Annotated in this window: 25 protein-coding genes; 11 read left to right on the top strand and 14 right to left on the bottom strand. The window is 31.1% G+C overall.

From position 1 onward, the window contains the following. Nucleotides 1-612 precede the first annotated feature (612 nt). The 10 genes from RSC72_RS13885 to RSC72_RS13840 form a co-directional block, all read right to left on the bottom strand. The gene (locus RSC72_RS13885; RefSeq protein ID WP_332544759.1) at nucleotides 613-1,395 is read right to left on the bottom strand and encodes a nitrilase-related carbon-nitrogen hydrolase; all 783 of its coding nucleotides are present in this window, start codon (nucleotides 1,393-1,395) and stop codon (nucleotides 613-615) included. Beyond that, on the bottom strand, nucleotides 1,379-2,044 hold the full coding sequence (locus tag RSC72_RS13880; protein ID WP_332544758.1) for a phosphatase PAP2 family protein: 666 nt from the start codon (nucleotides 2,042-2,044) through the stop codon (nucleotides 1,379-1,381). Before RSC72_RS13880 ends, RSC72_RS13885 begins: the two co-directional genes overlap by 17 nt. A gap of 101 nt (nucleotides 2,045-2,145) precedes the next feature. Then, a complete protein-coding gene (gene rplT / locus RSC72_RS13875) occupies nucleotides 2,146-2,490 on the bottom strand; it encodes a 50S ribosomal protein L20 (RefSeq protein ID WP_332544757.1) in 345 nt (114 codons plus the stop codon). 103 nt (nucleotides 2,491-2,593) lie between these two features. Continuing rightward, nucleotides 2,594-2,791 (bottom strand): 50S ribosomal protein L35, encoded by a 198-nt coding sequence (gene rpmI / locus RSC72_RS13870; protein WP_019976848.1) that lies wholly within the window; start codon nucleotides 2,789-2,791, stop codon nucleotides 2,594-2,596. A 58-nt stretch (nucleotides 2,792-2,849) separates the two neighbouring features. Continuing rightward, nucleotides 2,850-3,359 carry a translation initiation factor IF-3 gene (gene infC, locus RSC72_RS13865; protein WP_332544760.1) on the bottom strand — a complete coding sequence of 170 codons (510 nt, stop codon included), beginning with the start codon at nucleotides 3,357-3,359 and terminating at the stop codon, nucleotides 2,850-2,852. Nucleotides 3,360-3,418: 59 nt separating this feature from the next. Then, the gene (gene thrS, locus RSC72_RS13860; RefSeq protein WP_332544756.1) at nucleotides 3,419-5,341 is read right to left on the bottom strand and encodes a threonine--tRNA ligase; all 1,923 of its coding nucleotides are present in this window, start codon (nucleotides 5,339-5,341) and stop codon (nucleotides 3,419-3,421) included. Nucleotides 5,342-5,507: 166 nt separating this feature from the next. Then, nucleotides 5,508-6,758 (bottom strand): T9SS type A sorting domain-containing protein, encoded by a 1,251-nt coding sequence (locus tag RSC72_RS13855; RefSeq protein ID WP_332544755.1) that lies wholly within the window; start codon nucleotides 6,756-6,758, stop codon nucleotides 5,508-5,510. 168 nt (nucleotides 6,759-6,926) lie between these two features. Further along, a complete protein-coding gene (locus RSC72_RS13850) occupies nucleotides 6,927-8,021 on the bottom strand; it encodes an LptF/LptG family permease (RefSeq protein ID WP_332544754.1) in 1,095 nt (364 codons plus the stop codon). A 1-nt stretch (nucleotide 8,022) separates the two neighbouring features. Next, on the bottom strand, nucleotides 8,023-9,153 hold the full coding sequence (tgt, locus tag RSC72_RS13845) for a tRNA guanosine(34) transglycosylase Tgt (protein ID WP_332544753.1): 1,131 nt from the start codon (nucleotides 9,151-9,153) through the stop codon (nucleotides 8,023-8,025). A gap of 114 nt (nucleotides 9,154-9,267) precedes the next feature. Then, nucleotides 9,268-10,632, bottom strand: coding sequence for an OmpA family protein (locus RSC72_RS13840; protein ID WP_332544752.1), 1,365 nt, complete (start codon nucleotides 10,630-10,632; stop codon nucleotides 9,268-9,270). Between the two features lie 184 nt (nucleotides 10,633-10,816). Here RSC72_RS13840 and RSC72_RS13835 point away from each other — a divergent pair, with 184 nt between their 5' ends. Continuing rightward, on the top strand, nucleotides 10,817-11,719 hold the full coding sequence (locus RSC72_RS13835; RefSeq protein ID WP_332544751.1) for a mechanosensitive ion channel family protein: 903 nt from the start codon (nucleotides 10,817-10,819) through the stop codon (nucleotides 11,717-11,719). Next, nucleotides 11,719-12,975 (top strand): D-alanyl-D-alanine carboxypeptidase/D-alanyl-D-alanine-endopeptidase, encoded by a 1,257-nt coding sequence (locus RSC72_RS13830; RefSeq protein ID WP_332566209.1) that lies wholly within the window; start codon nucleotides 11,719-11,721, stop codon nucleotides 12,973-12,975. The genes RSC72_RS13835 and RSC72_RS13830 overlap by 1 nt, the downstream gene beginning before the upstream one ends. A 50-nt stretch (nucleotides 12,976-13,025) precedes the next feature. On the opposite strand, the gene RSC72_RS13825 is transcribed toward RSC72_RS13830, so the two are convergent. Then, a complete protein-coding gene (locus RSC72_RS13825) occupies nucleotides 13,026-13,499 on the bottom strand; it encodes a DUF6702 family protein (RefSeq protein ID WP_332544749.1) in 474 nt (157 codons plus the stop codon). 179 nt (nucleotides 13,500-13,678) lie between these two features. Continuing rightward, nucleotides 13,679-14,092 carry a hypothetical protein gene (locus RSC72_RS13820; RefSeq protein ID WP_332544748.1) on the bottom strand — a complete coding sequence of 138 codons (414 nt, stop codon included), beginning with the start codon at nucleotides 14,090-14,092 and terminating at the stop codon, nucleotides 13,679-13,681. A 137-nt stretch (nucleotides 14,093-14,229) separates the two neighbouring features. On the opposite strand from RSC72_RS13820, the gene trmB reads away from it, so the two are divergent. Then, nucleotides 14,230-14,907: a tRNA (guanosine(46)-N7)-methyltransferase TrmB gene (trmB, locus tag RSC72_RS13815; protein WP_332544746.1), complete on the top strand. Its 678-nt coding sequence runs from the start codon at nucleotides 14,230-14,232 to the stop codon at nucleotides 14,905-14,907. 90 nt (nucleotides 14,908-14,997) lie between these two features. Further along, the gene (locus RSC72_RS13810) at nucleotides 14,998-16,449 is read left to right on the top strand and encodes a M20/M25/M40 family metallo-hydrolase (RefSeq protein ID WP_332544745.1); all 1,452 of its coding nucleotides are present in this window, start codon (nucleotides 14,998-15,000) and stop codon (nucleotides 16,447-16,449) included. A 73-nt stretch (nucleotides 16,450-16,522) separates the two neighbouring features. Here the strand turns inward: RSC72_RS13810 and RSC72_RS13805 are convergent, their stop codons facing one another. Together RSC72_RS13805 and RSC72_RS13800 are read right to left on the bottom strand one after the other, a co-directional pair. After that, nucleotides 16,523-17,878, bottom strand: coding sequence for an orotate phosphoribosyltransferase (locus RSC72_RS13805; protein WP_332544744.1), 1,356 nt, complete (start codon nucleotides 17,876-17,878; stop codon nucleotides 16,523-16,525). 132 nt (nucleotides 17,879-18,010) lie between these two features. After that, nucleotides 18,011-18,379, bottom strand: a complete 369-nt coding sequence (locus RSC72_RS13800; protein ID WP_332544743.1) for a hypothetical protein — start codon at nucleotides 18,377-18,379, stop codon at nucleotides 18,011-18,013. 188 nt (nucleotides 18,380-18,567) lie between these two features. Between RSC72_RS13800 and RSC72_RS13795 the strand changes: the two genes are divergently transcribed. The 7 genes from RSC72_RS13795 to RSC72_RS13765 all read left to right on the top strand — a co-directional run. Beyond that, nucleotides 18,568-19,686 (top strand): C1 family peptidase, encoded by a 1,119-nt coding sequence (locus RSC72_RS13795; protein WP_332544742.1) that lies wholly within the window; start codon nucleotides 18,568-18,570, stop codon nucleotides 19,684-19,686. An 18-nt stretch (nucleotides 19,687-19,704) separates the two neighbouring features. Then, nucleotides 19,705-20,709, top strand: coding sequence for a quinolinate synthase NadA (gene nadA, locus RSC72_RS13790; protein WP_332544741.1), 1,005 nt, complete (start codon nucleotides 19,705-19,707; stop codon nucleotides 20,707-20,709). Beyond that, the gene (gene nadB, locus RSC72_RS13785; RefSeq protein ID WP_332544740.1) at nucleotides 20,709-22,274 is read left to right on the top strand and encodes an L-aspartate oxidase; all 1,566 of its coding nucleotides are present in this window, start codon (nucleotides 20,709-20,711) and stop codon (nucleotides 22,272-22,274) included. Before nadA ends, nadB begins: the two co-directional genes overlap by 1 nt. Beyond that, nucleotides 22,275-23,159 (top strand): hypothetical protein, encoded by an 885-nt coding sequence (locus RSC72_RS13780; RefSeq protein ID WP_332544739.1) that lies wholly within the window; start codon nucleotides 22,275-22,277, stop codon nucleotides 23,157-23,159. A gap of 1 nt (nucleotide 23,160) precedes the next feature. Continuing rightward, entirely contained in the window at nucleotides 23,161-24,021 is an 861-nt protein-coding gene (gene nadC, locus RSC72_RS13775; protein ID WP_332544738.1) for a carboxylating nicotinate-nucleotide diphosphorylase, read from the top strand. Between the two features lies 1 nt (nucleotide 24,022). Further along, the gene (locus tag RSC72_RS13770; protein WP_332544737.1) at nucleotides 24,023-24,817 is read left to right on the top strand and encodes a hypothetical protein; all 795 of its coding nucleotides are present in this window, start codon (nucleotides 24,023-24,025) and stop codon (nucleotides 24,815-24,817) included. A 557-nt stretch (nucleotides 24,818-25,374) separates the two neighbouring features. Next, on the top strand, nucleotides 25,375-25,994 hold a 620-nt coding region (locus RSC72_RS13765; protein WP_332578583.1), incomplete at its 3' end, for a TonB-dependent receptor plug domain-containing protein.

The raw sequence follows: 25,994 nt of genomic DNA, 5'->3' as shown, positions 1-25,994 counted from the left end.
AGGTCGTCGCCAGTTTTTATAAAAAGTCTCAAGATTTAGTTCTTGAGACTTTTTTTTTGCAATAGATTTTAGTAATGAGAAACTAGAGATTAGTAACTAGAAGTTAGAAATCACTTAAAACGTAGAACTTAGAATTTAATACAAGACGCGATGTTGAAACGAGTTCAGTAGGACAGAAGGGTTAATACTTATTTACTTAAAACTTACAACTTTGTAAGATGTGATACTGAAACGAGTTCATTATGACAAAAGAGTTTATACTAATAAGAAGATATTTTAAACTTATCACCTTATAAACTTACTACTTATAACTCGACTTGCGTTAGGGATAGCAGCGGAAATCCTTTTGTGGAAATCTGAATGTTATTATTGTACCAAATCTTCTTCCACAAAAGATTGCAGCGGATAGCCCGACCGAGCGTGAAATACAATGTTACTTTTTTATTGGATTTTATGAGCGAGGGAACGCCCAAAATCAAATTACGAAGTTAGAAAGAATTGAGAATTATTGTTATTCATCTTTCGATTATAGAAATTATAACAAATATCGGAACAAATATTATTAGTATCTATCCTTGAGTATTACTCTAATTTTTGATTAACTAAGATCTTCTATCCAAAATAAAAAGAATCTCTATCATTCAGGAAATTGAAATGATTTCGGGTTTTATCTTGTTCTTCTTTATCAATTTCGAATTGTAGGATTTCTGGATGTTGATTTATCATTTTTATATCTTCGCCTAATGTATTGAATAAATGAGAATCGCCCTGATAATCGAGATTATAGCCATCTGTGCCAATTCTATTTACGCCAGCCACAAATGCCATATTTTCTATAGAACGAGCTTTTAGAAGTGAAATCCAAGCTTCACGGCGTGCTTTTGGCCAACTTGCATTGCATAAAATCAAATCGTAGGGATCTTCATCAGTATTACGAATCCAAACAGGGAAACGCAAATCGTAACAAACAATTGGACGAATTTGCCAACCTTTATAGTCTATTGTTACAATATCATCGCCTGCCGAATAAACTTCCGCTTCTTTACCGTAACCAAATAAGTGTTTTTTGTCGTAAATAAAAATTGATCCATTCGGATTAACGAAATAGAAACGATTGTAGAACTTATCATTTTCTTTTGTAGAAATACTTCCAGCAATTGCTGTATCAAGCTCTTTGGCTTTATTTTGCATCCATACAAAGGTTTTTCCGAAAGGTTTTTGTGCTATTTTTTCTACATTCATAGAAAATCCAGAGGCAAACATTTCGGGTAAAAGAATAATATCAGTTTTATGATCTTTTAATAATTCATCCAAATAATTTTGATTTGCTTCTGCATCTTCCCAAATAATATCGTACTGAATAAGGGAAATTTTAAGTTTATTTTGATTTTCCATTTTTGATAAATTTTTGATCCAATTTTGAATTATTATACGAATTGATGATGTAATATGTAAAGATAAATATAAAAAAACCAATCATAGAACCGCCAACTGTGTCGATTGCGAAATGACGAGATAAATAAATTCTACTTATTGCAATACTAGGAAATAGTAATCCGAAAAATACTTGTAGCCATCTGTTTGTGGTTAATAAAGATAACAGCATGGCTATAATTGTTGCAGTTAATGAATGTCCGGAAGGAAATGTTGATTCCATTTGTACTGCATAATTTTTGACCAATACAATGTCAATTTTTTTCTCTGTAAAATAATATCCAGGACGTAAAACTTGTTGAAAATAGATGTTTTTGAAAAACAGACTAATCGCTGTCGCAACCGAACCTGAGATGAATAAATACAAGAATCGACGTTTGGTTTCTTTCCAAAATAAATATCCTAATAAAATAAAAAACAGATAATAGGTGCCAAAATCAGTATAAATAACAAAGAATTTATCAAAGAAATGATCGTGGTATTTGTTGAAATAAAGATGTAATTCGTCGCGACCAAAGTATTGTGTCATTGCGATTGCAGCAAAATTATAGATGAAAAAGATGACGAAAAAAGGCCAAATTCGTACAAATAAATCTTTTTGTTGGTGCATAAATTTGTTTTTATTAGGATTGATTTAATCTCAAATTTACGCAAAAAAAAACTTGGCTAAAATAGCCAAGTTCAAAACGTTTTAATTATATATTATAAATATTATTTAACTTTTTCTACGATTGCTTTGAAAGCTTCTGGGTGATTCATCGCTAAGTCAGCTAAGACTTTACGGTTTAATTCTACACCAGCTTTTTTAGTAGCTCCAATGAATTGAGAATAAGATAATCCGTGTAATCTTGCACCCGCGTTAATTCTTTGAATCCATAACGCACGGAAATTTCTTTTCTTTTGACGTCTATCACGGTAAGCGTAAACTAAACCTTTTTCTACTGCATTTTTAGCAACAGTCCAAACATTTTTTCTTCTTCCGAAATATCCTTTAGCAAGTTTTAAAACTTTTTTTCTTCTAGCTCTTGACGCAACTGCGTTTACTGATCTTGGCATAATTTTTAATTTTTTTGTATTAGGCGAATCACATTCGTAATTACTTAATTTTGCCTAATGACAGGGTTAATGATGAATTAATAAACCAAATAAGAACTTGTTCTTATTTTAATCTTAATTGTTGTTTTACTGAATGAACATCAGCTTTATCAACTAAACCAGTTTGAGTTAAATTTCTCTTTTGTTTAGTCTCTTTTTTTGTTAGGATGTGGCTTTTAAAAGCGTGTTTTCTTTTAATTTTACCTGTTCCTGTTAATTTGAAACGTTTTTTCGCTCCAGATTTTGTTTTTAATTTTGGCATGATTACAAATTGTATTTAAAATTAAAACGTTTTTATTTTTTTGAAAGATGATAAAGACCTATTTCTTAGGTCCCATCATCATAATCATTCTTTTTCCTTCAAGCTTTGGTAGTTGTTCTACTTTACCAACATCTTCCAACTCTTGTGCTAAACGCAACAATAAAATTTCTCCTTGATCTTTAAAGATAATAGAACGTCCTTTGAAGAAAACATACGCTTTCAACTTAGAACCTTCTTCTAAGAAAGCTCTTGCATGGCGTTTTTTGAATTCGTAATCGTGATCATCTGTCTGAGGACCGAAACGAATTTCTTTTACCACAACTTTTTGTTGTTTTGCTTTAAGTTCTTTCTCTTTTTTCTTTTGTTCGTATAAGAATTTTTTGTACTCTACGACACGACAAACAGGTGGAATGGCTTTTTCACTGATCATTACCAAATCCAAATTTTGCTCTTGAGCTAACTCTAAAGCTTTTGAAATTGAATAAACTCCAGGTTCTATACCTTCTCCTACAACGCGAACTTCTTTTGCGTCAATCTTATCATTGATCTTGTGTTGATCTTCCTTAATTACTCTGGCTGGTCCTCTGCCGCCTTTTCTTCTTATTGCGATAGTATTCTGTTTTTAAATTATTTTAATTTGATTTGTTCCTTCATAAAAGCGATAAACTCTTCTATAGTCATCTCTCCTAAATCACCTTCTCCGTGTCTACGTACAGAAACCGTTCCGTTTTCTGCTTCTTTTTCACCGATGACTAACATGAATGGAATTTTATTGATTTCAGCATCACGAATTTTTTTACCAGTTTTCTCATTTCTACTGTCAATCAATCCGTTAATTTCTTCTTCAGCAAGCAAATTTAATACTTTTTCTCCATATTCTACATATTTTTCACTAATTGGTAAAATTGTGTATAAATCTGGTGTTAACCAAAGGGGTAAATTTCCTGCTGTATTTTCTAACAAAATAGCGATGAAACGTTCCATAGAACCAAATGGCGCACGGTGAATCATTACTGGTCTGTGTTTTTCGTTATCTGCTCCGACGTAAGTTAAATCAAAACGTTCTGGTAAATTGTAATCTACTTGTATAGTTCCTAATTGCCATTGACGTCCTAATGCATCTTTCACCATAAAGTCTAACTTAGGTCCATAGAAAGCTGCTTCACCATATTCTACAACAGTTGGTAAACCTTTTTCTGCTGAAGCGGTAATGATTGCTTGCTCTGCTTTTTCCCAGTTTTCATCAGATCCGATGTATTTTTCTTTATTTTCTGGATCTCTTAATGAGATTTGAGCCGAATAATTATCAAATCCAAGATTTGTAAAGACATATAAAACTAAGTCGATTACTTTTTTGAATTCTTCTAATAATTGATCTGGTGTACAAAATAAATGCGCATCATCTTGAGTAAATCCACGAACACGAGTTAAACCGTGTAATTCTCCTGATTGTTCGTAACGGTAAACTGTACCAAATTCCGCATAACGTTTTGGTAAATCGCGATACGACCATTGTGAAGTTTTGTAAATTTCGCAGTGATGAGGGCAGTTCATTGGTTTTAACAAGAATTCTTCTCCTTCGTTTGGTGTTTTAATTGGTTGAAAACTGTCTGCACCATATTTTGCATAGTGACCAGAAGTTACATACAATTCTTTTTGACCAATGTGAGGAGTTACAACCATTTCGTAACCCATTTTTTGTTGCTCTTTTAATAAGAAATTTTCTAATTTTCTTCTCAAAGCAGCTCCTTTAGGTAACCAAAGTGGTAATCCTGCACCAACTTTTTCAGAAAAAGCAAATAAACCTAATTCTTTCCCTAATTTACGGTGATCACGTTTCTTCGCTTCTTCTAATAACTCAAGATATTCTGTTAAATCTTTTTGTTTCGGGAATGTAATACCATAAACACGAGTCAACATTTTGTTTTTTTCGTCTCCACGCCAATACGCACCAGCAACATTCAAGATTTTTGCAGCTTTTACAATTCCTGTATTCGGAATGTGTCCTCCACGACATAAATCTGTGAAGTTATCGTGTGTACAAAATGTAATATCTCCGTCTGTTAAGTTAGAAATCAATTCTGTTTTGTACTCATTGTCTTTGTAAGTTTCTAATGCTTCTGCTTTTGAAACTGAATATAATTTAAATTCAGCTTTTTTCTTTGCATTTTCCAACATTGCTTTTTCTACTTTCGCAAAATCAGCTTCAGTAAATTTATCGTCGCCAAAATCTACATCATAATAAAAACCTTTGTCAATCGCAGGTCCTATTGTTAATTTTGCGTTTGGATAAAATTCTACAATTGCTTGTGCTAATAAGTGAGCAGATGAATGCCAAAAAGCTTTTTTACCCATTTCATCATTCCAGGTTAACAATTTGATCGTTGCATCTGTGGTGATTGGGGTTGTTGTCTCAACTTGATTGTTGTTTACTATAGCCGAAATTACATTACGTGCTAAACCTTCACTAATGCTAAGCGCTACATCCATCGGTGTTACGCCACTCTCATACTGTCTTACACTTCCATCTGGAAGAGAAATGTTTATCATCTTTCTTTTAGAATTTGTACTAGAATGCAAAAATACGAATTTTCTGTAAGTTGACGAAATTTTTAAAGGGTTGATTTTAGCTAAAATATTAAGTAAATAGATGTGATACTATTCTGACTATAATTGTGTTGTTTTCGTGAAATTTATCTTGAATTTAATTGAAAAATTATTTCTTTATAAACTTTAAAACTTCGTTAGATTTTTTTGTTTTAATATAATAAATTCCAGCAGCTAAACCTTGACAATTAATCGTTATACTTGATTGATTATTTATTTGTACTGATTTCACAAATTGTCCAACTGAATTGTAGATGAATAGTATGTTATTTTCTGAATTTAATTGCGTTTTGTCAATACCAATTTCAATTTTTTCATTCGTTACATTAGGAGATTTTAACCATATAAATGGTTTTGATTCAACTGATTTTACGCTTAATTTTTCATGAATTTGAAATTGCATTACAACAGGTAAATGATCGCTCATATTGTACAAATTATTACGTAATGTTAGCGAATAAACTCCAGTACAATTTGGATCTTTTACATCTTTATTTAAACAACCTCCATTATTTCCAAAAGCTTTATAACTGTCATTTACATACGATAAACGAGAACTATTTTTGAAATTTTCGCTCATCATAATAAAATCAAAACGATCATCTAATCCACCACTTCCTCCCGCATTAGCACCACTACCAAAACCTCCATTAGAAACACGAGTACTCTGAGTATGAATGGAACTGAAATTTGCATTATCTTGCCAATTCCCAGGCGAATTTATTGGATCAATCATCAAAATAGCATTTGTTGGATTTAAGATTTCTTGATACGCAGGTTCTGAAGAATTATATAAATTAAAATCTCCTGCAAAAAGTACATACGTATTAGGTTGTGTTAGTTTTTTTAATGATTTTGTGACTTCTTGCACCATTTCCAATCGCATTTGACGATTTGCAGGTCCTGTACTCGATTTTAAATGAGCAACAAAAACTTCTAAATGAATCGGGTCGTTTGAAGTTGTGTTTAATTGGAAAGAATATTGATTGATATCACGATAAACTGTTGGAATTTTTTGTTGGTTGACTAATGTCAATTTTCGTGTGTTATAAAAAACCATTGTTTGTAAAGGATCAGCTAAATCGGTTGTATCAGCTACAAATAGAGCACGAGCAAATTTATCAGATTGATTTTGTAACGAAGTATTTAGAATTAAATTAGCGCCGTTTTCTGTTGCTAATTCACAAATCATAAATAAATCAGGTCGGTATTCGTCCAAAATATCTTTTAAGATCAATTGACGATTTTGTGGAAGAGAATTCGGAAATTTGAACACATTGTAAAACATTGTATTTAATGTTTCTTGTGAAAAAACAGAAACCGAAAGGATTAAAAGTAAAAAGAGTAATTTTTTTTTCATATCAATTGATTATCGTTAAACATTTCAACTTTTATTATATCAAGAATTTATTTTTGATATATGTTTAGGCTAAGCTAAATGTACTAATTATCAATCAAATAAAAAACTAATCATTTGTATTATACAAAAAAAATCCAGCTTCGTGATGAAACTGGATTTTGATATATTTTAAGTTCGTGCTCTTCGTAAATAGAGAAACAAGGTTAATAAACCAAATACAATATTTGGTATCCAGGCCGCTATAAATGGAGAAACATATCCTTTTTCTGAAAAAGTAGATGTTGTTTGTGAAAAGAAAATGTAGACAAATGCTAAAGCAATTCCGACGGCTAAATTCATTCCAATTCCTCCACGACGTTTTTTTGATGATAGCGATAATGCTAAAAGTGTCAAAATAATAGTAGAAAATGGATTACTTATACGTGCATTTAGTTCGTTTTCGTAAGTGTTTACGTTAGCGGAACCTTTTGCTTTTTGCTTTTCAATAAATTTATTCAATTCGAATGTATTCATTGTTTCTGCAACATATTCTTCAGGTAAAATTTCGTCTGGTGTTGCCGGAAGTTTCATGTTGAAATTAGGTAAGTATTCTAACTTCTCTGTTTTATCTTTGTTTATTTCGCGTGAATAAACACTCATTAAAGCATAAGTAGAATCTTTATCATTCCAATTAAAATTAGAGGCAATAACTTGTTTTTTAAGCTCGGTAGAATCAAATTTTTGATACATAAATGAGCTTCCTAATTTATCTGTTCTGTCATAACTATCAACAAAAACAAATTCGTTAGGAGAAACTTGCGATCCAATTCGTTGTCTTTTATAGTATTCATCTTTATCGGTATTACTAAGTAAATGGACGTATTGGTATTTGTTTTTCTTAATATTTGCCCAAGGCAAAGCAATATTACCAACAAGTAATGCGGAAACTGCTAAGAATAGAGAAACCCAAATGTAAGGCAAGGTGAAGCGATAAAAACTGATACCACCCGAAAGTATACCAACAATTTCTGTTTGCATTGTTAATCGTGATGTAAAATAAATTACGGTGATAAAAACGGCAATTGGTAAAAATGTGTTGACAATCCAAACTGTCCAAAATGGATAAAATTCGGTTAAGGCAATAAATGCTGTGGAGCCACTATCATTTATACGGCCTAATTTCTGACTAAGATCGACAATTACGGCGATGGTTGACAGAATTAAAACCATAAAGATAAAGGTTCCGATAAAGTTTCGGATGATGTATTTATCAATAATTTTCAAACTACAGACGTTGTTTTAGTTGTGGAACAATTTGTTCTTTCCATTGTGCGAAATCTCCTGCTAAGATATGTTCTCTTGCAACTCTTACCAAATCTAAATAAAATGCTAAGTTATGTATAGATGCAATTTGTTTTCCTAGAGATTCGTTGGCATTAAATAAATGACGTACATAGGCTTTAGAATAAAAACTATCAACGTAAGATGTTCCACTTTCGTCTAATGGTTCAAAACAATCTTTCCATTTTGCATTTTTCATATTCATTACACCATTCCATGTAAATAACATACCGTTACGTGCGTTACGAGTTGGCATTACACAGTCAAACATATCAACACCAAGTGCAATACACTCAATAATATTCCAAGGTGTACCAACACCCATTAAATAACGAGGTTTATCTTGAGGAAGAATTTCTGTTACGATATCTGTCATTTCGTACATAATTGGTTCTGGTTCACCAACAGATAAACCACCAATAGCGTTACCTTCTGCTCCAAAATCTGAAATATATTTGGCAGATTCTTGACGTAAATCTTTAAAATCATTTCCTTGTACAATAGGAAAAAGAGTTTGTTTATGTCCGTAATATTCAGGATTATTATCTAACCAAGTTCTACAACGCTCTAACCAACGGTGTGTAACATGCATGGCACGTTTTGCATCGTGGTATTTTGCAGGAATTCCTGTTAATTCATCAAAAGCCATAAAAATATCACCACCAATATAGCGCTGAATTTCCATAGATTTTTCTGGTGTAAACATGTGATAAGAACCATCGATATGCGATTTGAAACGCACACCTTCTTCGGATTTTTTACGACTTGTTGACAAAGAATAAACCTGAAATCCACCAGAATCGGTAAGGATTGGTTTTTGCCAATTCATAAATTGATGTAAACCACCTGCTTTGTGTAAAATATCTGTTCCTGGACGTAAATATAAATGATACGTGTTTCCAAGAATGATTTGCGCTTTAATGTCTTCTTCTAATTCGCGTTGATGAACAGATTTTACTGTACCAACTGTACCAACTGGCATAAAAATAGGTGTCTGGATTTTACCGTGATCGGTTTCTACAACACCTGCTCTTGCTTTAGAAAATTCGTCTTTTTTGTCGATTGAAAATTTCATAGTGAGCAAAGATATTAATTGTTTAGCTTGTTGCGAGTTGGTTTGTGAAAAAATAACAAAAAAATAAGGATAAAGTTGCCTTTATCCTTATTCAAAACCACAAATAAAGAATTATTATTTCGTAAAACGTAAAGACATTTTACGGTCAGTTGCTCTTTCTTCGTCAGTTGCAGTTTCTGCAACAGTAGCAAATTCTTCTCCGTAACCTTCGGCACTTATAACTTGTGCACCTACGCCACGTTTCGTTAATTCAGCTTTTAAGTAATCTGCGCGTTTTTGAGAAATTTCTTTGTTTTTAGCATCATCTCCTTTTTTATCTGAATAAGCGCCAAGTTTAATTTTTGCTGTTGGATATTTTTTAAGAATAGCTGTTAAATTATCTAATTGTACTTCAGATCCTGGTTCTAATTGATCAGTTTTTCCAAAAACGAAGTTTACATTATCAAAATTAAACCATTTTTCTTTTAATTGATCTTCAGTTAAATTTGAAAAATCAGGTGCTTTTACAAATTTTATGATTTGTTCTTCTAATCCATTTGCATAACCTTTTAAGGCAACACCGTCTAAATCAATAGAAGATAATTCTTTTGGTACAGCATTCAATGAATCTGTGTTTAAAGAGTCTACAACGATTTCTGTATCTTCTATTACAACAGTTTTATCTTTGTCTTTACAATATTTAACAAGGAAGAAAGCTCCTAAACCAACAATTAATAATGGAATTAACCATTTCCAGAATCCACCACCACCGTTGTCTTGTGTTTCTGTGTAAGTATTTGTAGGTTCTACAATTTTTTTAGTTTCTGCAATTGTTTCTGATACTTTATCCTTTGCAGTATCAACTGTATCAGCAATCTTATCTTTGGCAACTTCTACAGTATCAGAAATTTTGTCTGTTACCGTATCAATTGTATCAGAGATTTTATCTTTTGCAGCGTCTATTGTTTCTGAAATATTTGGAGTATTATTAAAGAAAGACCCTAATCCTAAAGCACCAAGACCTAAACCAGCAGGAAGTAAGCCAACAAGTTTGTCTTTAATATCTCCTAAAGATCCGAAGAAATCATTTTCTTGTACATGATTAAATTCTGCTTCTTTTCCTATTGATCCAAATGTTGTCAGAGCAGTTAAATCTAATAATTTTGAAGATGATGCAGTAGAAATTCCTGCCGATTCTGCTACTTTAGAAATAATAGGTTGAGCGTTAGAACCTAATAATGTTGTGATTAATCCTTTAATAGCATCTGGAGTTTCTTGTTCTGTAGAAATGTTTCCTAATCCACGTGATGCTCCAAAGGTTTTGATTGTGTGAAATAATCCTGTTGCAGAATCTTTCTTATCCAAAACGCTTCCTAATAAAATAGGAATGTAAGAACTGATGGCTTTTGATACGCCAGATTCGCTTTCTCCTAATTGAGAAGAAACGCTAGAAATAAGAGTCGGAGTAATGTGCTCCTTTACTAAGTCAATAATGTTCATAGTTTTTGTTTTTAAGTAATTGATTAAATCTTTATATTGATTGTTTTTGTTCTTAACTAATATTGTACCAGTTTTTTAGGTAGATTAAAAATAGTTAAAAAAAACATTAAAAAAATCATTTTTTTGTAAAGATGTTAGTTTGGTCTTATTTTTAGCCATTGAAAAAAAATAAAAATTAAATACTATGCAAGAGCAAGACAAAGTCGATAGCTTACAAGATGTTATCGTATCGCCATTTAAAGATTTAGAAAATTTTACGCAATGGCTCTTAACCAAAGGTTCTGAAGTAGGCTGGGGATTAGTTTCGGCACTACTTACTTTACTAATTGGATTTTGGGTTTCGGGAAAATTGGTCAAATTAATTGAGAAAAGAATGATTGCCAGAAATGTCGATTTATCAATTCGTACATTCTTAATTCCGATTATAAATATTTTATTTAAAATGATCGTATTGACATTTGTTGTTAGCCGATTAGGTTTTAATGCATCTGGTTTTGTAGCTGCTTTGGGAGGTATGGGATTGGCTGTTGGTTTGGCTTTACAAGGGTCTTTGTCAAATTTTGCCGCAGGAATTTTGATTATCTTGTTCAAACCTTTCAAAGTTGGAGATTACATTGTTTCGCAAGGAAATGAAGGAACTGTAGAGTCTATTAACATTCTTAATACCGTTATTGCAACTGGAAAAGGACAGATTGTAACTTTACCAAACGGAAATTTATTTAATAATCCAATTATAAATTTTTCAGTAAAAGAATACCGTCGTTTAGATTTAAATATTGGAATTTCTTATGACGATGATTTTGAGAATGTCCATAAGGTTTTGTTGGATGTTTTAGAAAAAAATGATTTGGTAGATGATACACAGCCAAAAACGGTCGAAATATTAGAGTTTGCCTCAAGTAGCGTTAACATAGTGGTGCGTTGTTATGTGAAAAATGCAGATTATTGGACGGCTTATTGGAAATTGTACCGTGATGTAAAACATACGATAGACGAAAATAAAATTTCTATGCCGAATCCACATACCGAGATGGTGATTAAAAATGAAACAGATTTGTCAAACACTCCTTTTGATAATAAAGATTAATGAAATTTTTCATTCTAATATGTTCAATCTTTTCTTCTGTGCAACTATTTGCGCAGAAGGATTTGATTGATCAACATCTCAACTCAGACTTTTATTCTACACAGTTTACGGGATTTTATTTGTACGATCCAATTCTTAAAGAAGAAATTTTTACATACAACGGAAACAAATTTTTTACGCCAGCTTCTAACACCAAAATTTTTACGCTTTATACGGCTATGAAGATGTTGGGCGATTCAATTCCAGCATTCAAATATCAATTGATTGGCGAGGAATTACATATCGAAGGAACGGGTGATCCGACTTTTTTGCATCCAAAATATAAAAATAATCGTGCAGTTGATTTTCTTAAAAATAATGGAACAAAAATCGTTTTTCATTGGAATAATTTTGATGAAGAATCTTTTCTGCCTGGTTGGACTTGGGACGATTTCAGAAAAGATTATTCACCCGAACGTAGTCAATTTCCGATTAATGAAAACATGGTTTCGATTTCGAAAACAGGAAATTCAGTCAAAACTTTTCCGACATATTTTGAGCAATTTACGCAGATAAAAACGATGTTGGAACCGCGTGATTTTTATGACAATAAATTTTACATCAATCAACAAAAACGTTCAGAAAAAGTTCCTTTTATTGTGAATGAAACGGTGATAGAAAAATCGTTGACAGAGATTTTAGGAAAACCAGTTGATATGATAAAAACGCCAATGGGTGCAAATTCGAAAATATTTTATAGTCAAAAATCTGATGATGTTTACCGTGAAATGATGGAGAATAGCGATAATTTTTTGGCAGAACATTTATTGATTTTAGCTTCGAGTACAATGAGCGGAAAATTAAGTTCGGCGCAAGTAATAGATTATGCGAAAAATAATTTTTTGAAGGATTTAAAGCAAAAACCTGAGTGGTTTGATGGTTCTGGACTTTCGCGCTATAATTTGTTTACGCCGCAAAGTTTTGTTCAAGTTTTAGAGAAAATGTACAACGAATTTCCTGAGCAACGTTTACATTCTATTTTCCCAATTGGAGGAAAAACTGGCACAATAAAAAACAGATACAAAGATTCTACAACGCCTTATATTTACGCTAAAACAGGAACGTTGAATAATAATGTAACGTTGAGTGGATATGTGAAAACGAAATCTGGACGAACATTTATTTTTAGTTTAATGAATAATAATTCGACCAAAGATTTGAGTTTGATTAGAAATGAAAATGAAAAATTATTGCGAATTGTTCGGGATAATTACTAAAGTATAAAGTATAAAAAAAGCCTCCAAATTTGGAGGCTTTTTTATGTTATTTAGAATGTCATTTTCAAGACTTCGTTTCCACTTGTTAAAGAAAATGTTTTTCGATTATTTTTTACATCAACATTCACAATGTTTTGTTGATCACTAAAAACATCTGTCAACAATCCTATTCGTATTTCTAACGAACTGATATCGCTAACCTGTCCTACTTTATAAAAAATACGTGTTGATTTATCGTTCACAGAATAAATAAAGTCTGTAGCATTTACATTTTTTCCGTTTACCTTAACATCAACTTTATTGTTTACATAGGCTTTCAGTTTATTTTCGAAAGCAGATTTGTTTGTTACACTTTCTCCTACTGCTTTTTCTAAATGTGTTGTGAAAAAACGATAAGTAATGTTTAGTGTGCCCGTTTCTTGTTCGTAATCAACTTTTATATTTGATGTATGAAAGTCTTGTGCATTAAGATTAAGAGCAACAAAAACCATTAGTAAAGAAAATAGATATTTAAAGTATTTCATTTTCAAATTATTTTATACTTATTCAATTCAAACGAAGTGCCAAAAAAGACAAAAGTTTAGAATAAGTTTATTTTTGTTTGATTTAAACGTAATTATAGTAATAAAATTATAAATCATCTAATAAAATAAAAAGAGTATTAACGAATTAATACTCTTTTTGTAGATATTTTAAATTTTAATTAAGCAAACCAAACGTTATATGGTATTCTACTTAATATACATAATAGTCCAATTAATCCAAAAACAGTAACTTTCATTGGTACAGTTGTAGATCTTTTTAGCTTTGCGCTAGCAATTGTCATAAAAATTACACCAGCAATCATCATCATTGGATGTTCTACGAAAGTTAATCTTAAGCCAGCATCTTTCATAATATTAGATGGTTCTAATGCAGAAAACATCATAATATAATAAACTAATCCAAGTAACATTTGTACGTGAAAAGTGATTGTTGTAAATAAACCAATTTTTTTAATTGTTACATCTGTATCTTTTTTAGAGATTGCATAAATCAATGTTGAGACAACAAAGACAACACCCATTAAGATTGTTAAATAAGCCCAACCGCTATGAAATTGTTTGATAAAATCCATTTTTCTAATTTTAATTTTTCAAGACAAAAATACTAAACCTTTTTACATAAATACTATTTGCTGATATATATGTGTTTTCAGAACAGTTTTTTAGATTAACGAATTTCTTGTAATTTCGTGCAAAATAATTATCCGAAATGGGAAAAGATAAAATCAAAAGATTTAACGAAAACAAAACTTTTGACAATGTAGTTCAGCCAACAAGAGATGAAGCAATAAATAATTTTGCATTAAAAGGAAATTGGAACAAAGAATTTTTTAAGAATGATAATCCGATTGTATTAGAATTGGGTTGTGGAAAAGGAGAATACACCGTTGCAATGGCTCGTCGTGATAAAGATCGAAATTTTATCGGAGTAGATATTAAAGGATCAAGATTTTGGCGCGGAGCAAAAACTTGTTTGGAAGAAGGGATAGAGAATGCAGGTTTTATGCGAACTCAAATAGAGATTATAGATAATTTATTTGCTGAAAATGAAGTAAGCGAAATTTGGATTACTTTCCCAGATCCACAAATAAAATTTAAAAGAACAAAACATCGTTTAACTCATCCAGAGTTTTTGAGACGTTATAATACAATTCTTAAACCAGAAGGAACGGTTAATTTAAAAACAGATTCTGAGTTTTTACACGGTTATACGCATGGTGTAATTCAGTTAGAAGGACACGAAGTTATTCGTTCTACACACGATGTTTATCACCCAGATCATTCGGATATTCCGGCAATTGTAACGGAAGTGCAAACATATTATGAATCGATGTTTTTAGAAGAAGGGAAAAAAATTACCTATCTAAAATTTCAATTAAAATATTAATTAAAATCCATCGAAAGATGGATTTTTTTTATGTATAGTAAATTATAAGTCATTAAAAATCATATCTTCGTAAAACACTAATATGATTTTATGAAATTTAATACTTTACTTTTTACACTACTAGCGACGTCATCTGTATCTTTATTTGCACAAGAAAAAAATGATTTTATTTATGCAAATATGGAAACTGTAAATGCGAAGTTTCTTCAACAAGAAAATCCAAATTCAATTCAAATACTTTCTTCGAAAGATGGAATTTCTGCAATTTATTTTCATCCAACAATAGCTGAAAGTTTACATGGTAAATTTGCTCACGGACATGGTTATATTTTTCAAAATTCGAAAGAAGAAGCTGTTCAGTCATTGCACAAAACGGTTCTTCAGAAAAAAGCACCTTTCAATTATACAATAACAGAACAAACCTTTATTAACGAGGCTTTGAACGATGTTGATGTAAAAGAAATTGAAAAAACAATTTTGATGTTAGAGGGTTTCAAAACACGATATCATACACGACAAGAAGCGAATGATGCTATTCTGAAATTGAAAGAAGTTTGGGAAAAAATAATTGTTGATGCAAATAGACAAGATATTATAATAAAAACTATTGATCATGTCAATACACCAATGAAATCTTTGATTTTGACTTTTACAGGATCGGGAAATAAAGACGAATATGTTATAATTGGTGGACATGCAGATTCTACAATAGGTTGGAGTGGAGATCAATCTTTTGCTCCTGGAGCAGATGATAATGCATCTGGAATTGCTACAATTACAGAAGTTTTGCGCGTATTGGTGAAAAATAAATTTGTACCACAACGAACGGTAGAGATAATGGCTTATGCAGCAGAAGAAATCGGTTTGGTTGGATCGAAAGAAATTGCGGAAAAATACGTTTCGCAGAACAAGAATGTAATTGGTTATGTGCAATTTGATATGACGAATTATAAAGGTTCTGCAAAAGATGTTGTGTTGATGACGGATAGTTATTGTGATACTAATCTCAATTCATTTTTGATGCAATTGATGGATGAGTATAACAAAACTGGTTTACATCAATTTACCTATGATACGTCAAAATGTGGTTATGGATGTTCAGATCATGCAAGTTGGGCGAATAATGGCTATGCGGCAACTTTACCTTTCGAGGCTAAAATGAGTGACAGTAATCCATATATTCATTCAAAAAATGATACGTATGCAACGATGGGAAGTACATCTACACATGCAGCAAAGTTTACAAAATTGGGAATAGAATATATTGTAGAGGCTGCTAAAACTACGGTTTTAGGAACAAATGATCTTGATGAAAATTTGTCTAAAATTTATGTAGAAAATAAACTATTGAATTATAGGTTTAACAATAACTCTAGTTATTCAATTCAAATTGTAGATGCTTCTGGTAGAGAACTAATTACTTTGACTAATAAATCTGCAAATGGAAGTGTGGATTTATCAAATTTAAATAAAGGTTTTTATGTTGCGATTTTTAAAGATACAGCAGGTAAAACAACATCACACAAAATAATAATTAAATAAATCATTTTAAGATAAAAAAAATCGGGAAACTAATTTTAGCTTGCCGATTTTGTATATTATGATAACTGATATCTTAGTTATTCAAACTTTGTAAATAAGAAACCCAACCTAAAGTTTGGTATTCTTTTGCAGCAGTTTTTACATCCGCAGCTCTATAAATTCCACGACCAACAATCATAAAATCGGTATGGTAATTCTTGAAAACCAATTCTGGCGTATTGTACTGTTGTCCTTTGCTATCTCCAGTAGAAGAAATATTAACACCAGGTGTAAACAATAACAAATTATCAGGAATTTGACGTTGCGCAACCGCACCTAATACATTTCCAGATTCTTCTGATACATTAATTGCTTTTGTAAAATAATAATCATCAGTCAAAGTTCCTTTAGATGACATTTCCACAATTGTGATAACACCAGTATTTTCAAAAACTTTCAACGATTCTAAACCACCAATTGGATGCACAGTTACTAAATCTGCCCAATCAGAAATTTTATAAATAGATTTCTTGAATTGTAATTCTTGTGTATTTCCGATATCACCAAACTTGCGATCTTCGAACAATAAAAATTCTTTTTCGCGTGCGATTTTTTTCAGCTCAACAATTAAGTTATCCGAAAAATCCTGAATAATATCTGAATGTAATTTTAATGCAACAATATGATCTCCAACTTTATTCGCGAAATCTATAATTTCATCAGAAGTAATTAAATCTGCTGAAGCGATTAAGTTAGAATGTTTTTTTAACGCTAATTCAACCAAACGTTTTCCTACTGGATGAACAATTTTTTTGTTCTCTAAAGCAATTCGTTGTTTAGCTGGAACAGCTTCTGGAGGTAAAGCCAAAAAGTCTTTTATTTTTTTTGCTTCATCATCACTCAAACGGTGATATTTATGTAAAATATCGATTACTTCGTGAATTGTAAATAACGTCTTAACGTTGTAACCTTGTTCTTTCAATTTGTCCGATCCGCCTTGCGCACGATCCAAAACAACAACCAAATCTTTCACACGTAAACCCTCTCGCTCTACTTGATCTATTGTTTCTAATAAAGACTGTCCAGAAGTAATTACATCTTCAACCAAAAGACAAGATTGTCCTTCCGTAAAAACACCCTCTACCATACGTTTTGTACCGTATCCTTTGTTTTCTTTACGTTTTATGATTAATGGAATATTCGATGTTAAACTCATTGTAGTCGCCATCGGTAAAGCCGCATAAGGCACACCACAAATCAAATCGTAATCTACATCTTCAACTAAATCTAATAAATTATTTGCTAAAGTTTTTAATAATTGTGGGCTAGAAGCCAAAGGTCTTAAATCGACATAGAAAGGAGATTCAATGCCACTTTTTAAAGTAAAATTCCCGAATTTTATAATTCCAAGCTCGTAAGCTTTCAATAAAAAATCTTCTCTTGGTTGCATTTGCGTAATGTTTGAGCAAAGTTAATAGGTTTTTGAGTGATATAAAGCATTTTCTAAAAAATTCTTTTTCAATTGTATAAATATCGAATATTTATACTGAATTGATTTGTGATTGCTTCTTATATTGAAATTTTATACTGAATTTATGTTTTGAAATTGATTTATTATTTCATCACATTGCTTAAATATTTTTTCTAAATACTGATTATCTATTGTTTTTAATTCTAAGTCTAATTTTTTTAAATATTCTTTATTGTATTCATTTCGATCTTCTCCAATTGGATAAAACCTAACAGCATTATTAAACTTTATAAAAATATTCAAATCGATTTCATCTAAAACGTTTATATCGTCTATTCTATTTTTTAAATATTCCATTTTATTACATCCTAAATGAATTTCTATTTGATTTGTTTTAATGGCAATAGCATTCGATCGTAATTTTTTAATTAATCTATTACGTTTTAAATCTTCGAATTTATTAAGAGAAATATTCTTCATAGAATGAAATTATGATTTTTATGAAAGAATTAAAAATATAAGTTATTCTGAACTCACTTCAAAATTTAATTAAGATAAAAAAAATGTAATAATTCGTAATTCTAAAATCGTTAATCTAAACTTCCTCAATCTTTCATTAAAAACTTCATAAAATAATTTTACTTTTGAAAGAATTAGATTCACACCAAATGAAAAAATATATATTCGCAAGCATTGCAATAATTTCTGCACTTGTTTCTGCGCAAGAAACACCATTCAAATTTAAAGAATTAGTAAATAATTCTGCACTTCCTGTTATTTCTCAAGGAAAAACAGGAACATGTTGGTCGTTTTCTACAATTTCTTTTTTAGAATCAGAGGTAAAACGTATGACGGGGAAAAATGTAGATTTATCAGAAATGTACAATGTGCGTTTTACTTATCCTGTAAAAGCGTATAATTATGTTTATCGTCAAGGAAAAGCACAATTTAGCGAAGGCGGTTTGTCACATGATGTGTTAAATTCTGTTCGATTGAATGGATTAGTTCCAAATGAAGTTTATTCAGGTTTTACAGCAGGTACAGATGAAAAACATAACCACGAAATGTTGGTAAAAGACCTAAAAGTTGGTTTAGATTCGATTGTAAAAAATCCTAAAAAATATTTGACAAAAGACTGGAAATCTAATTTCGATCAAAAATTAAATAAAAAATTAGGCGTTCCTCCAGTAAAATTTAATTACGAAGGAAAACAATATACACCACAAGAATTTGCAAAAGTATTGAAGATTAATCCTGATAATTATGTTACATTAACATCTTTTCAGCAAGCGCCTTATTATTCGCAATTTATTTTACAAGTTCCAGACAATTTTTCAAATGGTTCCTACTATAATTTACCTTTAGATGAATATATGAACGTTTTAGATGAAGCGTTGTACAAAGGATTTACAGCCGCTTTTGATACGGATGTTTCGGAAAAAACATTCTCTAAAAAATATGGAATGGCAATTTTACCTTCAGAAGGATTAGAGTCAGATTATTTTGTTCAGATTTTACCAGAAAAATGGGTTTCGGCTGATGAACGCCAAGCTGCTTTCGAAAATTATTCGACAGAAGATGACCATTTAATGCATATTACAGGAATTTTGAAAGATCAACTGGGAAATCAATATTATGATGTTAAAAATTCTTGGGGAACAGAAGATTTAGGAAATAATGGTCATATTTATATGTCAAAACCATTTTTCCGAATGAAATCTATTGCTTTTACAATTCATAAAGATGCGTTGTCTAAAGAAGTGAAAAAGCAATTGGGAATTAATTAAAACTTACAAAGAGACAAAATGAATACATTAGAGCAAGCAATAGAAAAGTTAGATTATAAAGGTTATTTGGATATTGAAATTCCGAAAGGAACCGATTTGATTGACGAAATCAATAAATTACGCAAAGAGAAAAATGCGGTTATTTTAGCGCATTATTATCAATCGGGCGAAATTCAAGATTTAGCAGATTATTTGGGAGATTCTTTACAATTAGCGCGTGCAGCAGCAAAAACAGATGCTGATATGATTGTTTTTTGTGGCGTTCATTTTATGGCGGAAGCAGCAAAAATTGTTAACCCAACCAAAAAAGTCGTTTTACCTGATACAAAAGCAGGTTGTTCGTTAGCAGATTCTTGTTCGGCAGAAGGTTTACGCGGTTTACGTGAAATACATCCCAACGCAATTGTGGTGAGTTACATCAACTGTGATGCTGGTGTTAAAGCGGAATCGGATATTATTGTAACGTCGTCTAACGCTGAGGTTATTATCAATTCATTACCAAAAGAGCAAGAAATTATTTTTGCACCAGACCGTAATTTAGGTCGTTATTTGAATCAAGTTTGTAACCGACAAATGATTTTGTGGGACGGAGCTTGTATGGTTCATGAAGCTTTTTCGTTGGAAAGAATTGCACAACAAATGGCAGATAATCCGAATGCAAAATTAATTGCGCATCCAGAAGCACAAGAAGATTTGTTGAAATTTGCACATTTCATTGGTTCTACTTCTCGTTTGTTAGATTATGTTGTAGAAGATGAAGCAACAGAATTTATTGTAGCGACAGAGGAAGGGATTTTACATGAGATGGCAAAACTTGCTCCAACTAAAAAATTAATTCCAGCTTTGGTTCAAGATGAATCGTGCAATTGTTCAGAATGTTTTTACATGAAACTTTCTACTTTAGAAAAATTATATTTATGTATGAAATATGAATTGCCAGAAATTCAAATCGAAGAAGAATTACGTGTTAAAGCTTTAGCGGCAATTAATAGAATGTTAGAATTATCAGAAAAAATAAAATAATGGCAATTCAAGATGTTTTAGTAATCGGTTCTGGAATTGCAGGACTTTCGTATGCACTGAAAATTGCCATTCGTTATCCTGATGCGCAAATTACAATTGTAACAAAAGCCAACGAAGACGAAACCAATACCAAATATGCACAAGGCGGAGTTGCGGTTGTGAGCGATTTTGAGAAAGATAGTTTTGAGAAACATATTCAAGATACGTTACGCGCAGGAGATGGTTTGTGCAAATTAGAAGCGGTAGAAATTGTGGTAAAAGAAGCGCCAGAACGCATCAATGAAATTATTGATTGGGGTGTTCGTTTCGATAAAAATCATGATGGTATTTATGATTTAGGTAGAGAAGGCGGACATACCGAAAACCGAATTGTACATCACAAAGATATTACGGGTTGGGAAATTGAGCGCGCAATGTTAGAAGCCATCAAATCTTATCCAAATATCACGATGTTATCGCATCATTTTGTGGTCGATTTAATTACAGAACATCATCTTCGTCAAGATAAAACAGATAAAATAACGTGTTATGGCGCTTATATTTTAGATTTAAAATCTGAAAAAGTAGAACGTCATTTAGCTAAAACAACATTGCTTGCAACGGGAGGAGTAGGGCATGTTTATAAAAATACAACAAACCCAATTATAGCAACTGGCGATGGCATTGGTTTGGCTCGTCGTGCGCATGCATCGGTTTCTAATATGCAATTTATTCAGTTTCATCCAACTGCTTTTTACAGTGAGTTTGATGGTCAATTGTTTCTAATTTCGGAAGCTGTTCGTGGTTTTGGAGCAAAATTGAGAACAAAAGATGGCGAATTGTTTATGCACAAATATGATGAACGTGAAGAATTAGCTTCGCGAGATATTGTGGCGCGAGCAATTGATAATGAAATGAAATTGCGTGGAGACGATTATGTTTACATTGATTGTCGTCATTTGGACAAAGAAAAATTCTTCGAGCATTTTCCTAATATTTACGAAAAATGTAAATCCGAAGGATATGATATGTTTACAGAATTGGTTCCTGTTGTGCCAGCTTCGCATTATTTATGTGGTGGAATTGATGTTGATTTAGACGGAAAAACTTCTATTGATAATTTATTTGCTGTCGGCGAATGTTCTAATACTGGTTTGCATGGTGCAAATCGTTTGGCGTCAAATTCTTTGTTAGAAGCAATGGTTTTTGGACATCGTGCAGCGTTGAAAACAGTGGATAGATTAGAAAAAAATCAGTTCCGAATTTACGATTTCAATTTTCCAGAATGGAATGCAGAAGGAATGAAAGTACAAGAAGAATTGGTGTTGATTTCTTATTTGCGCAAACAATTACAAGCTATGATGAGCGAATTGGTCGGTATTGTACGCAGTAATTCTCGTTTGGATATTGCGCAACAACGCATCAATGAAATTGAAAAAATGGTCAAAGAGATTTATAATTTTTCTATTATTTCTCCAAAATTATTAGAATTGAGAAATTTGGTTGATGTAGCGCAATTAATCATTCAGCAAAGTATCAATCAAAAAGAAAATCGCGGAACTTTTTACAACAAAGATTTAACCTAAATGAAGAATTTTTTTCTGTTTATTACCTGTATTTTTTCGAGTATTGTTTTTGCTCAAACTAAAGATAAAGAAACTCCTATCGCTTCGGTCAGAGTAACTAAAAAGATGCCCGTTTATTTTGGTTGCGAAAGTTTTACCGAAAAAAAAGATTTAGTTACATGTATGAATAAGAATTTGAATCAAGATGTTCAATCTCAAATTGCTTTTTTTTCTAACATTGCAGATTATCTACACATCGAGACGGCACAATCTAAACTGAGTTTTACAATTAACAAAGAAGGTGATTTTTCTAATTTGTCAACAGATGGTATTAATCCTATTTTTAATAGCGTTGCATTGTCAAGTTTAGTTTTATTGCAAAATAAAATGGATCGAAATAAGATGCATATCGAACCAGGAAAAGATGAAAAAAATAATCCGATTGACGTTAATCTAAATCTTCCACTTCGATATGAAGCTGCAGAAAAAAACAATGATTTTGATAAATTTCCATCAGAAAACCGTGTTTTATTTACCTTAAAAACAGATGAAGAAACAATAGAAGTTAGGATTGATAAAGAATTTAATTTGAAAACTTTTGGAAACAATGGTAATAGAGAATATTATTTAGGAAAATTCTCAAATTTATTCGAAATGGCTTCTGTAGAACCTTATGCGACTGCTTTTGATGCGGCTTTCAAATCTGGAATTATAGCGATTACAAAAGGTAAAATTGAAGACAAAGAATATACACTTCAAATCAAAAATTTCTTTGAAAACGATCCGTCTGCAGAAGTTTTAATCACTGTTTTTAGAGAAGAAAACGGAACTTGGGCAGAATATTACGAATACAAAACAAAAAAAGAGTTTAATCAGTCAAAATTTGCTCACTTAACTTACAGATAAAATGAATTTTCCAAACTATATCACACACGAAAAACTACAACAATTTATTCGTCAAGCTTTTTTAGAAGACGTTGGCGATGGCGATCATTCTACCTTGGCATCTGTGCCATATGAAGCGATTCAGGAAGCAGAGTTGAAAGTAAAAGACGATGGAATAATTGCAGGAATTGAGTTAGCAAAAATAATTTTTGACACTTTTGATCCTTCAATTGTCGTGGAAGCCTATAAAAATGATGGAGACAAAGTACAGTTTGGAGATGTCGCTTTCAAGATAAAAGGTTCTTCACAATCTATCTTAACATGCGAGCGTTTGGTGCTAAATTGTATGCAACGTATGTCTGGAATTGCGACTTATGCGCATGAAATGATGGAATTAGTGAAAGGAACAAATACCAAAATTTTGGATACTCGCAAAACAACGCCTAATTTCCGAATGATGGAAAAATGGGCAGTAAAAATCGGTGGAGCCGAAAATCATCGATTTGGTTTATACGATATGGTCATGTTAAAGGATAATCACGTCGATTTTTCTGGAAGTATCACCAATGCCGTAGAAAAAACAAAAGATTACTTAACGAAACATCATTTACATCTTAAAATTGAAGTGGAAACACGAAATATGCATGAAGTAAAAGAGGCGCTTGCTGCGAATGTCGATTTTATTATGTTGGATAATTTTGATTTGGAAATAATGAAAGAAGCAGTTCTATATATTAATGGACAAACAAAAACGGAAGCTTCGGGCGGAATTACAAAAGAATCTGTACGTGCAATTGCAGAAACTGGTGTTGATTTTATTTCGTCGGGAGCAATCATTCATTCAGCGAAAAATTTTGATTTGAGCTTAAAAGCGATTAAATAATATGTATAAATTTCTAATTCTTGTTTTATTTTCAAGTTTAGTATTTTCTCAAGAAAAGCCAAAATATAAAATGCCTATTTTTCCAGGCTGTGAAAAATTTGAAACGAATGATGAGTTACGCAAATGTTTACAAGAAAGCATTAGTTTTTTTTCTCAATCTTATTTCAAGAGTAATAAAAATATTATTGAATATTTTCAGTTTCCTAGCTTCAAAGAAAATGCAAGTTTTTTGGTAGATACCAAAGGAAAACTTATTTATAAAAAAACTTCTAATAATTCGGATATGTTTGCGCTTGTAGCAGCAGATTTATTTCGAGTATTAAATGTTTTTTTAGAAAACAGTAATTTAACGGTTCAGCCTGCAAAAACAGAATCTGGACCAGCGGGATTAAATTTCAGTTTACCAATAAATTATCTGCCAGATAGTCAAATATATCTTAATGATAGTTTAAACCCCATTCGATTTACATTAAATTCTAATCAAAAATTTACAGTTCGTCAAACCAAAGATTTTAAATTTTTGGTTTATAATCAAAATAACGAATTAGTAGAAACACTTAATACCTTTGTTGATTTGGTTACAAATCCGTTGATTTTAGAATCTGTAAGTGCAAATAAAAATGTAATTGTAGATAAAACAATTGATGATGAAAATCTAAGAATAGAAATAGAAAATTTATTCAACAGTATATCAAAACCCTTCAATATTATGGTTTATAAGGATAATGTTTTGGTTGAAGAATTTCTTTCGATGGATGATTTTATGAGTTCAGATTTTTCGAAACATATTTATTGACATAATTACGAAAAAAGTAGTTTTAATATATTAATAATTAAAAAAAAACAGACTTATTCATTCAGTGAAAGATGATAAAATCACTTATTTTTTTAACATTTATGATGTTTGATAAACTTTTTGCATAGTCGATTTATTGAATTTTATATAAATTCTATCAGTTTTGTAGATTAATAGAGTGTTCATTAATAATTATTCTATTGTGAATTAAATTGTTGAAAATGATAATTTATTATTAAAACTAATTCTAAATAACGAGATTTTTTTTGAAAATTCTTCATTTCTTAAAATAATAATCTTCAAAAATCTCTTTTTTATGTTAAATTTTAACATTTTGTTAAATATTTTTTTCAATAAAATGTTAAAAAAAAATTCATATATTGTAATAATGGCATTGTAAAATTATGTTATTAATAAAAATAAAGATTAAATTGGCTTTTATTAATAATTATTGTAAAATATATTAATCAATTTTTTAAAATTTTACGATAATTTAACAATAATCTCATTTAAAGTATAGAAATTTGCAACAGTAAACTTATAAACTATTTCAAAAGATGAGGTTAAACTCAACTAAGCTTTTACTCGTAGGAGCTTTCGCCTTAATGGCATCATTTACTTTCGCTCAAGTTGTTGAACCTACAGATTCTACAAAGGTTGAACGTGACGAAAACGTATCTTTAGGAGAAACATTAATCGTTGGTAAAGGAGTTATCGATGTTTCAGAAAATCGTAAAACACCTGTTGCATCAACAGTAATTACAAGAGAAGAAATTTTAGATAAAGGTGTAGGAAACGTAGAATTCCCAGAATTATTAAAGAACTCACCGTCTATTTATGTTGCAGATCAAGCTTCTGGTTTTGGAGATGCAAAAATGTATATGCGTGGTTTTGATCAATCAAATACTGCATTTTTATTGAATGGGCAACCAATCAATGGTATGGATAACGGAAGTTTATATTGGTCGAACTGGCAATCAGTTTCTGATATTGCAAATGTTATTGATTCTCAACGTGGTTTAGGGTCTTCTAAATTAGCAATTTCTTCTGTCGGTGGTACCGTTAATATTGTAACAAAGGCTACTGATAAAAAAGAAGGAGGTTTTGTTCGTTATATTGCAGGAAATGATTCTTACCAAAAGCAAACTATCGGTTACAATACTGGTATGAAGGGTAA

This window comes from Algoriella sp. (assembly GCF_036647415.1).
GTDB lineage: Bacteria > Bacteroidota > Bacteroidia > Flavobacteriales > Weeksellaceae > Empedobacter.
This window is presented reverse-complemented; position numbering and strand designations above follow the sequence as displayed.

Bases quoted from the DNA above. Each gene is read 5' to 3' on its own strand.
- RSC72_RS13885 (WP_332544759.1), bottom strand. From the start codon at position 1,395: ATGGAAAATCAAAATAAACTTAAAATTTCCCTTATTCAGTACGATATT.
- RSC72_RS13880 (WP_332544758.1), bottom strand. From the start codon at position 2,044: ATGCACCAACAAAAAGATTTATTTGTACGAATTTGGCCTTTTTTCGTC.
- rplT (WP_332544757.1), bottom strand. From the start codon at position 2,490: ATGCCAAGATCAGTAAACGCAGTTGCGTCAAGAGCTAGAAGAAAAAAA.
- rpmI (WP_019976848.1), bottom strand. From the start codon at position 2,791: ATGCCAAAATTAAAAACAAAATCTGGAGCGAAAAAACGTTTCAAATTA.
- thrS (WP_332544756.1), bottom strand. From the start codon at position 5,341: ATGATAAACATTTCTCTTCCAGATGGAAGTGTAAGACAGTATGAGAGT.
- RSC72_RS13855 (WP_332544755.1), bottom strand. From the start codon at position 6,758: ATGAAAAAAAAATTACTCTTTTTACTTTTAATCCTTTCGGTTTCTGTT.
- tgt (WP_332544753.1), bottom strand. From the start codon at position 9,153: ATGAAATTTTCAATCGACAAAAAAGACGAATTTTCTAAAGCAAGAGCA.
- RSC72_RS13840 (WP_332544752.1), bottom strand. From the start codon at position 10,632: ATGAACATTATTGACTTAGTAAAGGAGCACATTACTCCGACTCTTATT.
- RSC72_RS13835 (WP_332544751.1), top strand. From the start codon at position 10,817: ATGCAAGAGCAAGACAAAGTCGATAGCTTACAAGATGTTATCGTATCG.
- RSC72_RS13830 (WP_332566209.1), top strand. From the start codon at position 11,719: ATGAAATTTTTCATTCTAATATGTTCAATCTTTTCTTCTGTGCAACTA.
- RSC72_RS13825 (WP_332544749.1), bottom strand. From the start codon at position 13,499: ATGAAATACTTTAAATATCTATTTTCTTTACTAATGGTTTTTGTTGCT.
- RSC72_RS13820 (WP_332544748.1), bottom strand. From the start codon at position 14,092: ATGGATTTTATCAAACAATTTCATAGCGGTTGGGCTTATTTAACAATC.
- trmB (WP_332544746.1), top strand. From the start codon at position 14,230: ATGGGAAAAGATAAAATCAAAAGATTTAACGAAAACAAAACTTTTGAC.
- RSC72_RS13810 (WP_332544745.1), top strand. From the start codon at position 14,998: ATGAAATTTAATACTTTACTTTTTACACTACTAGCGACGTCATCTGTA.
- RSC72_RS13805 (WP_332544744.1), bottom strand. From the start codon at position 17,878: ATGCAACCAAGAGAAGATTTTTTATTGAAAGCTTACGAGCTTGGAATT.
- RSC72_RS13800 (WP_332544743.1), bottom strand. From the start codon at position 18,379: ATGAAGAATATTTCTCTTAATAAATTCGAAGATTTAAAACGTAATAGA.
- RSC72_RS13795 (WP_332544742.1), top strand. From the start codon at position 18,568: ATGAAAAAATATATATTCGCAAGCATTGCAATAATTTCTGCACTTGTT.
- nadA (WP_332544741.1), top strand. From the start codon at position 19,705: ATGAATACATTAGAGCAAGCAATAGAAAAGTTAGATTATAAAGGTTAT.
- nadB (WP_332544740.1), top strand. From the start codon at position 20,709: ATGGCAATTCAAGATGTTTTAGTAATCGGTTCTGGAATTGCAGGACTT.
- RSC72_RS13780 (WP_332544739.1), top strand. From the start codon at position 22,275: ATGAAGAATTTTTTTCTGTTTATTACCTGTATTTTTTCGAGTATTGTT.
- nadC (WP_332544738.1), top strand. From the start codon at position 23,161: ATGAATTTTCCAAACTATATCACACACGAAAAACTACAACAATTTATT.
- RSC72_RS13770 (WP_332544737.1), top strand. From the start codon at position 24,023: ATGTATAAATTTCTAATTCTTGTTTTATTTTCAAGTTTAGTATTTTCT.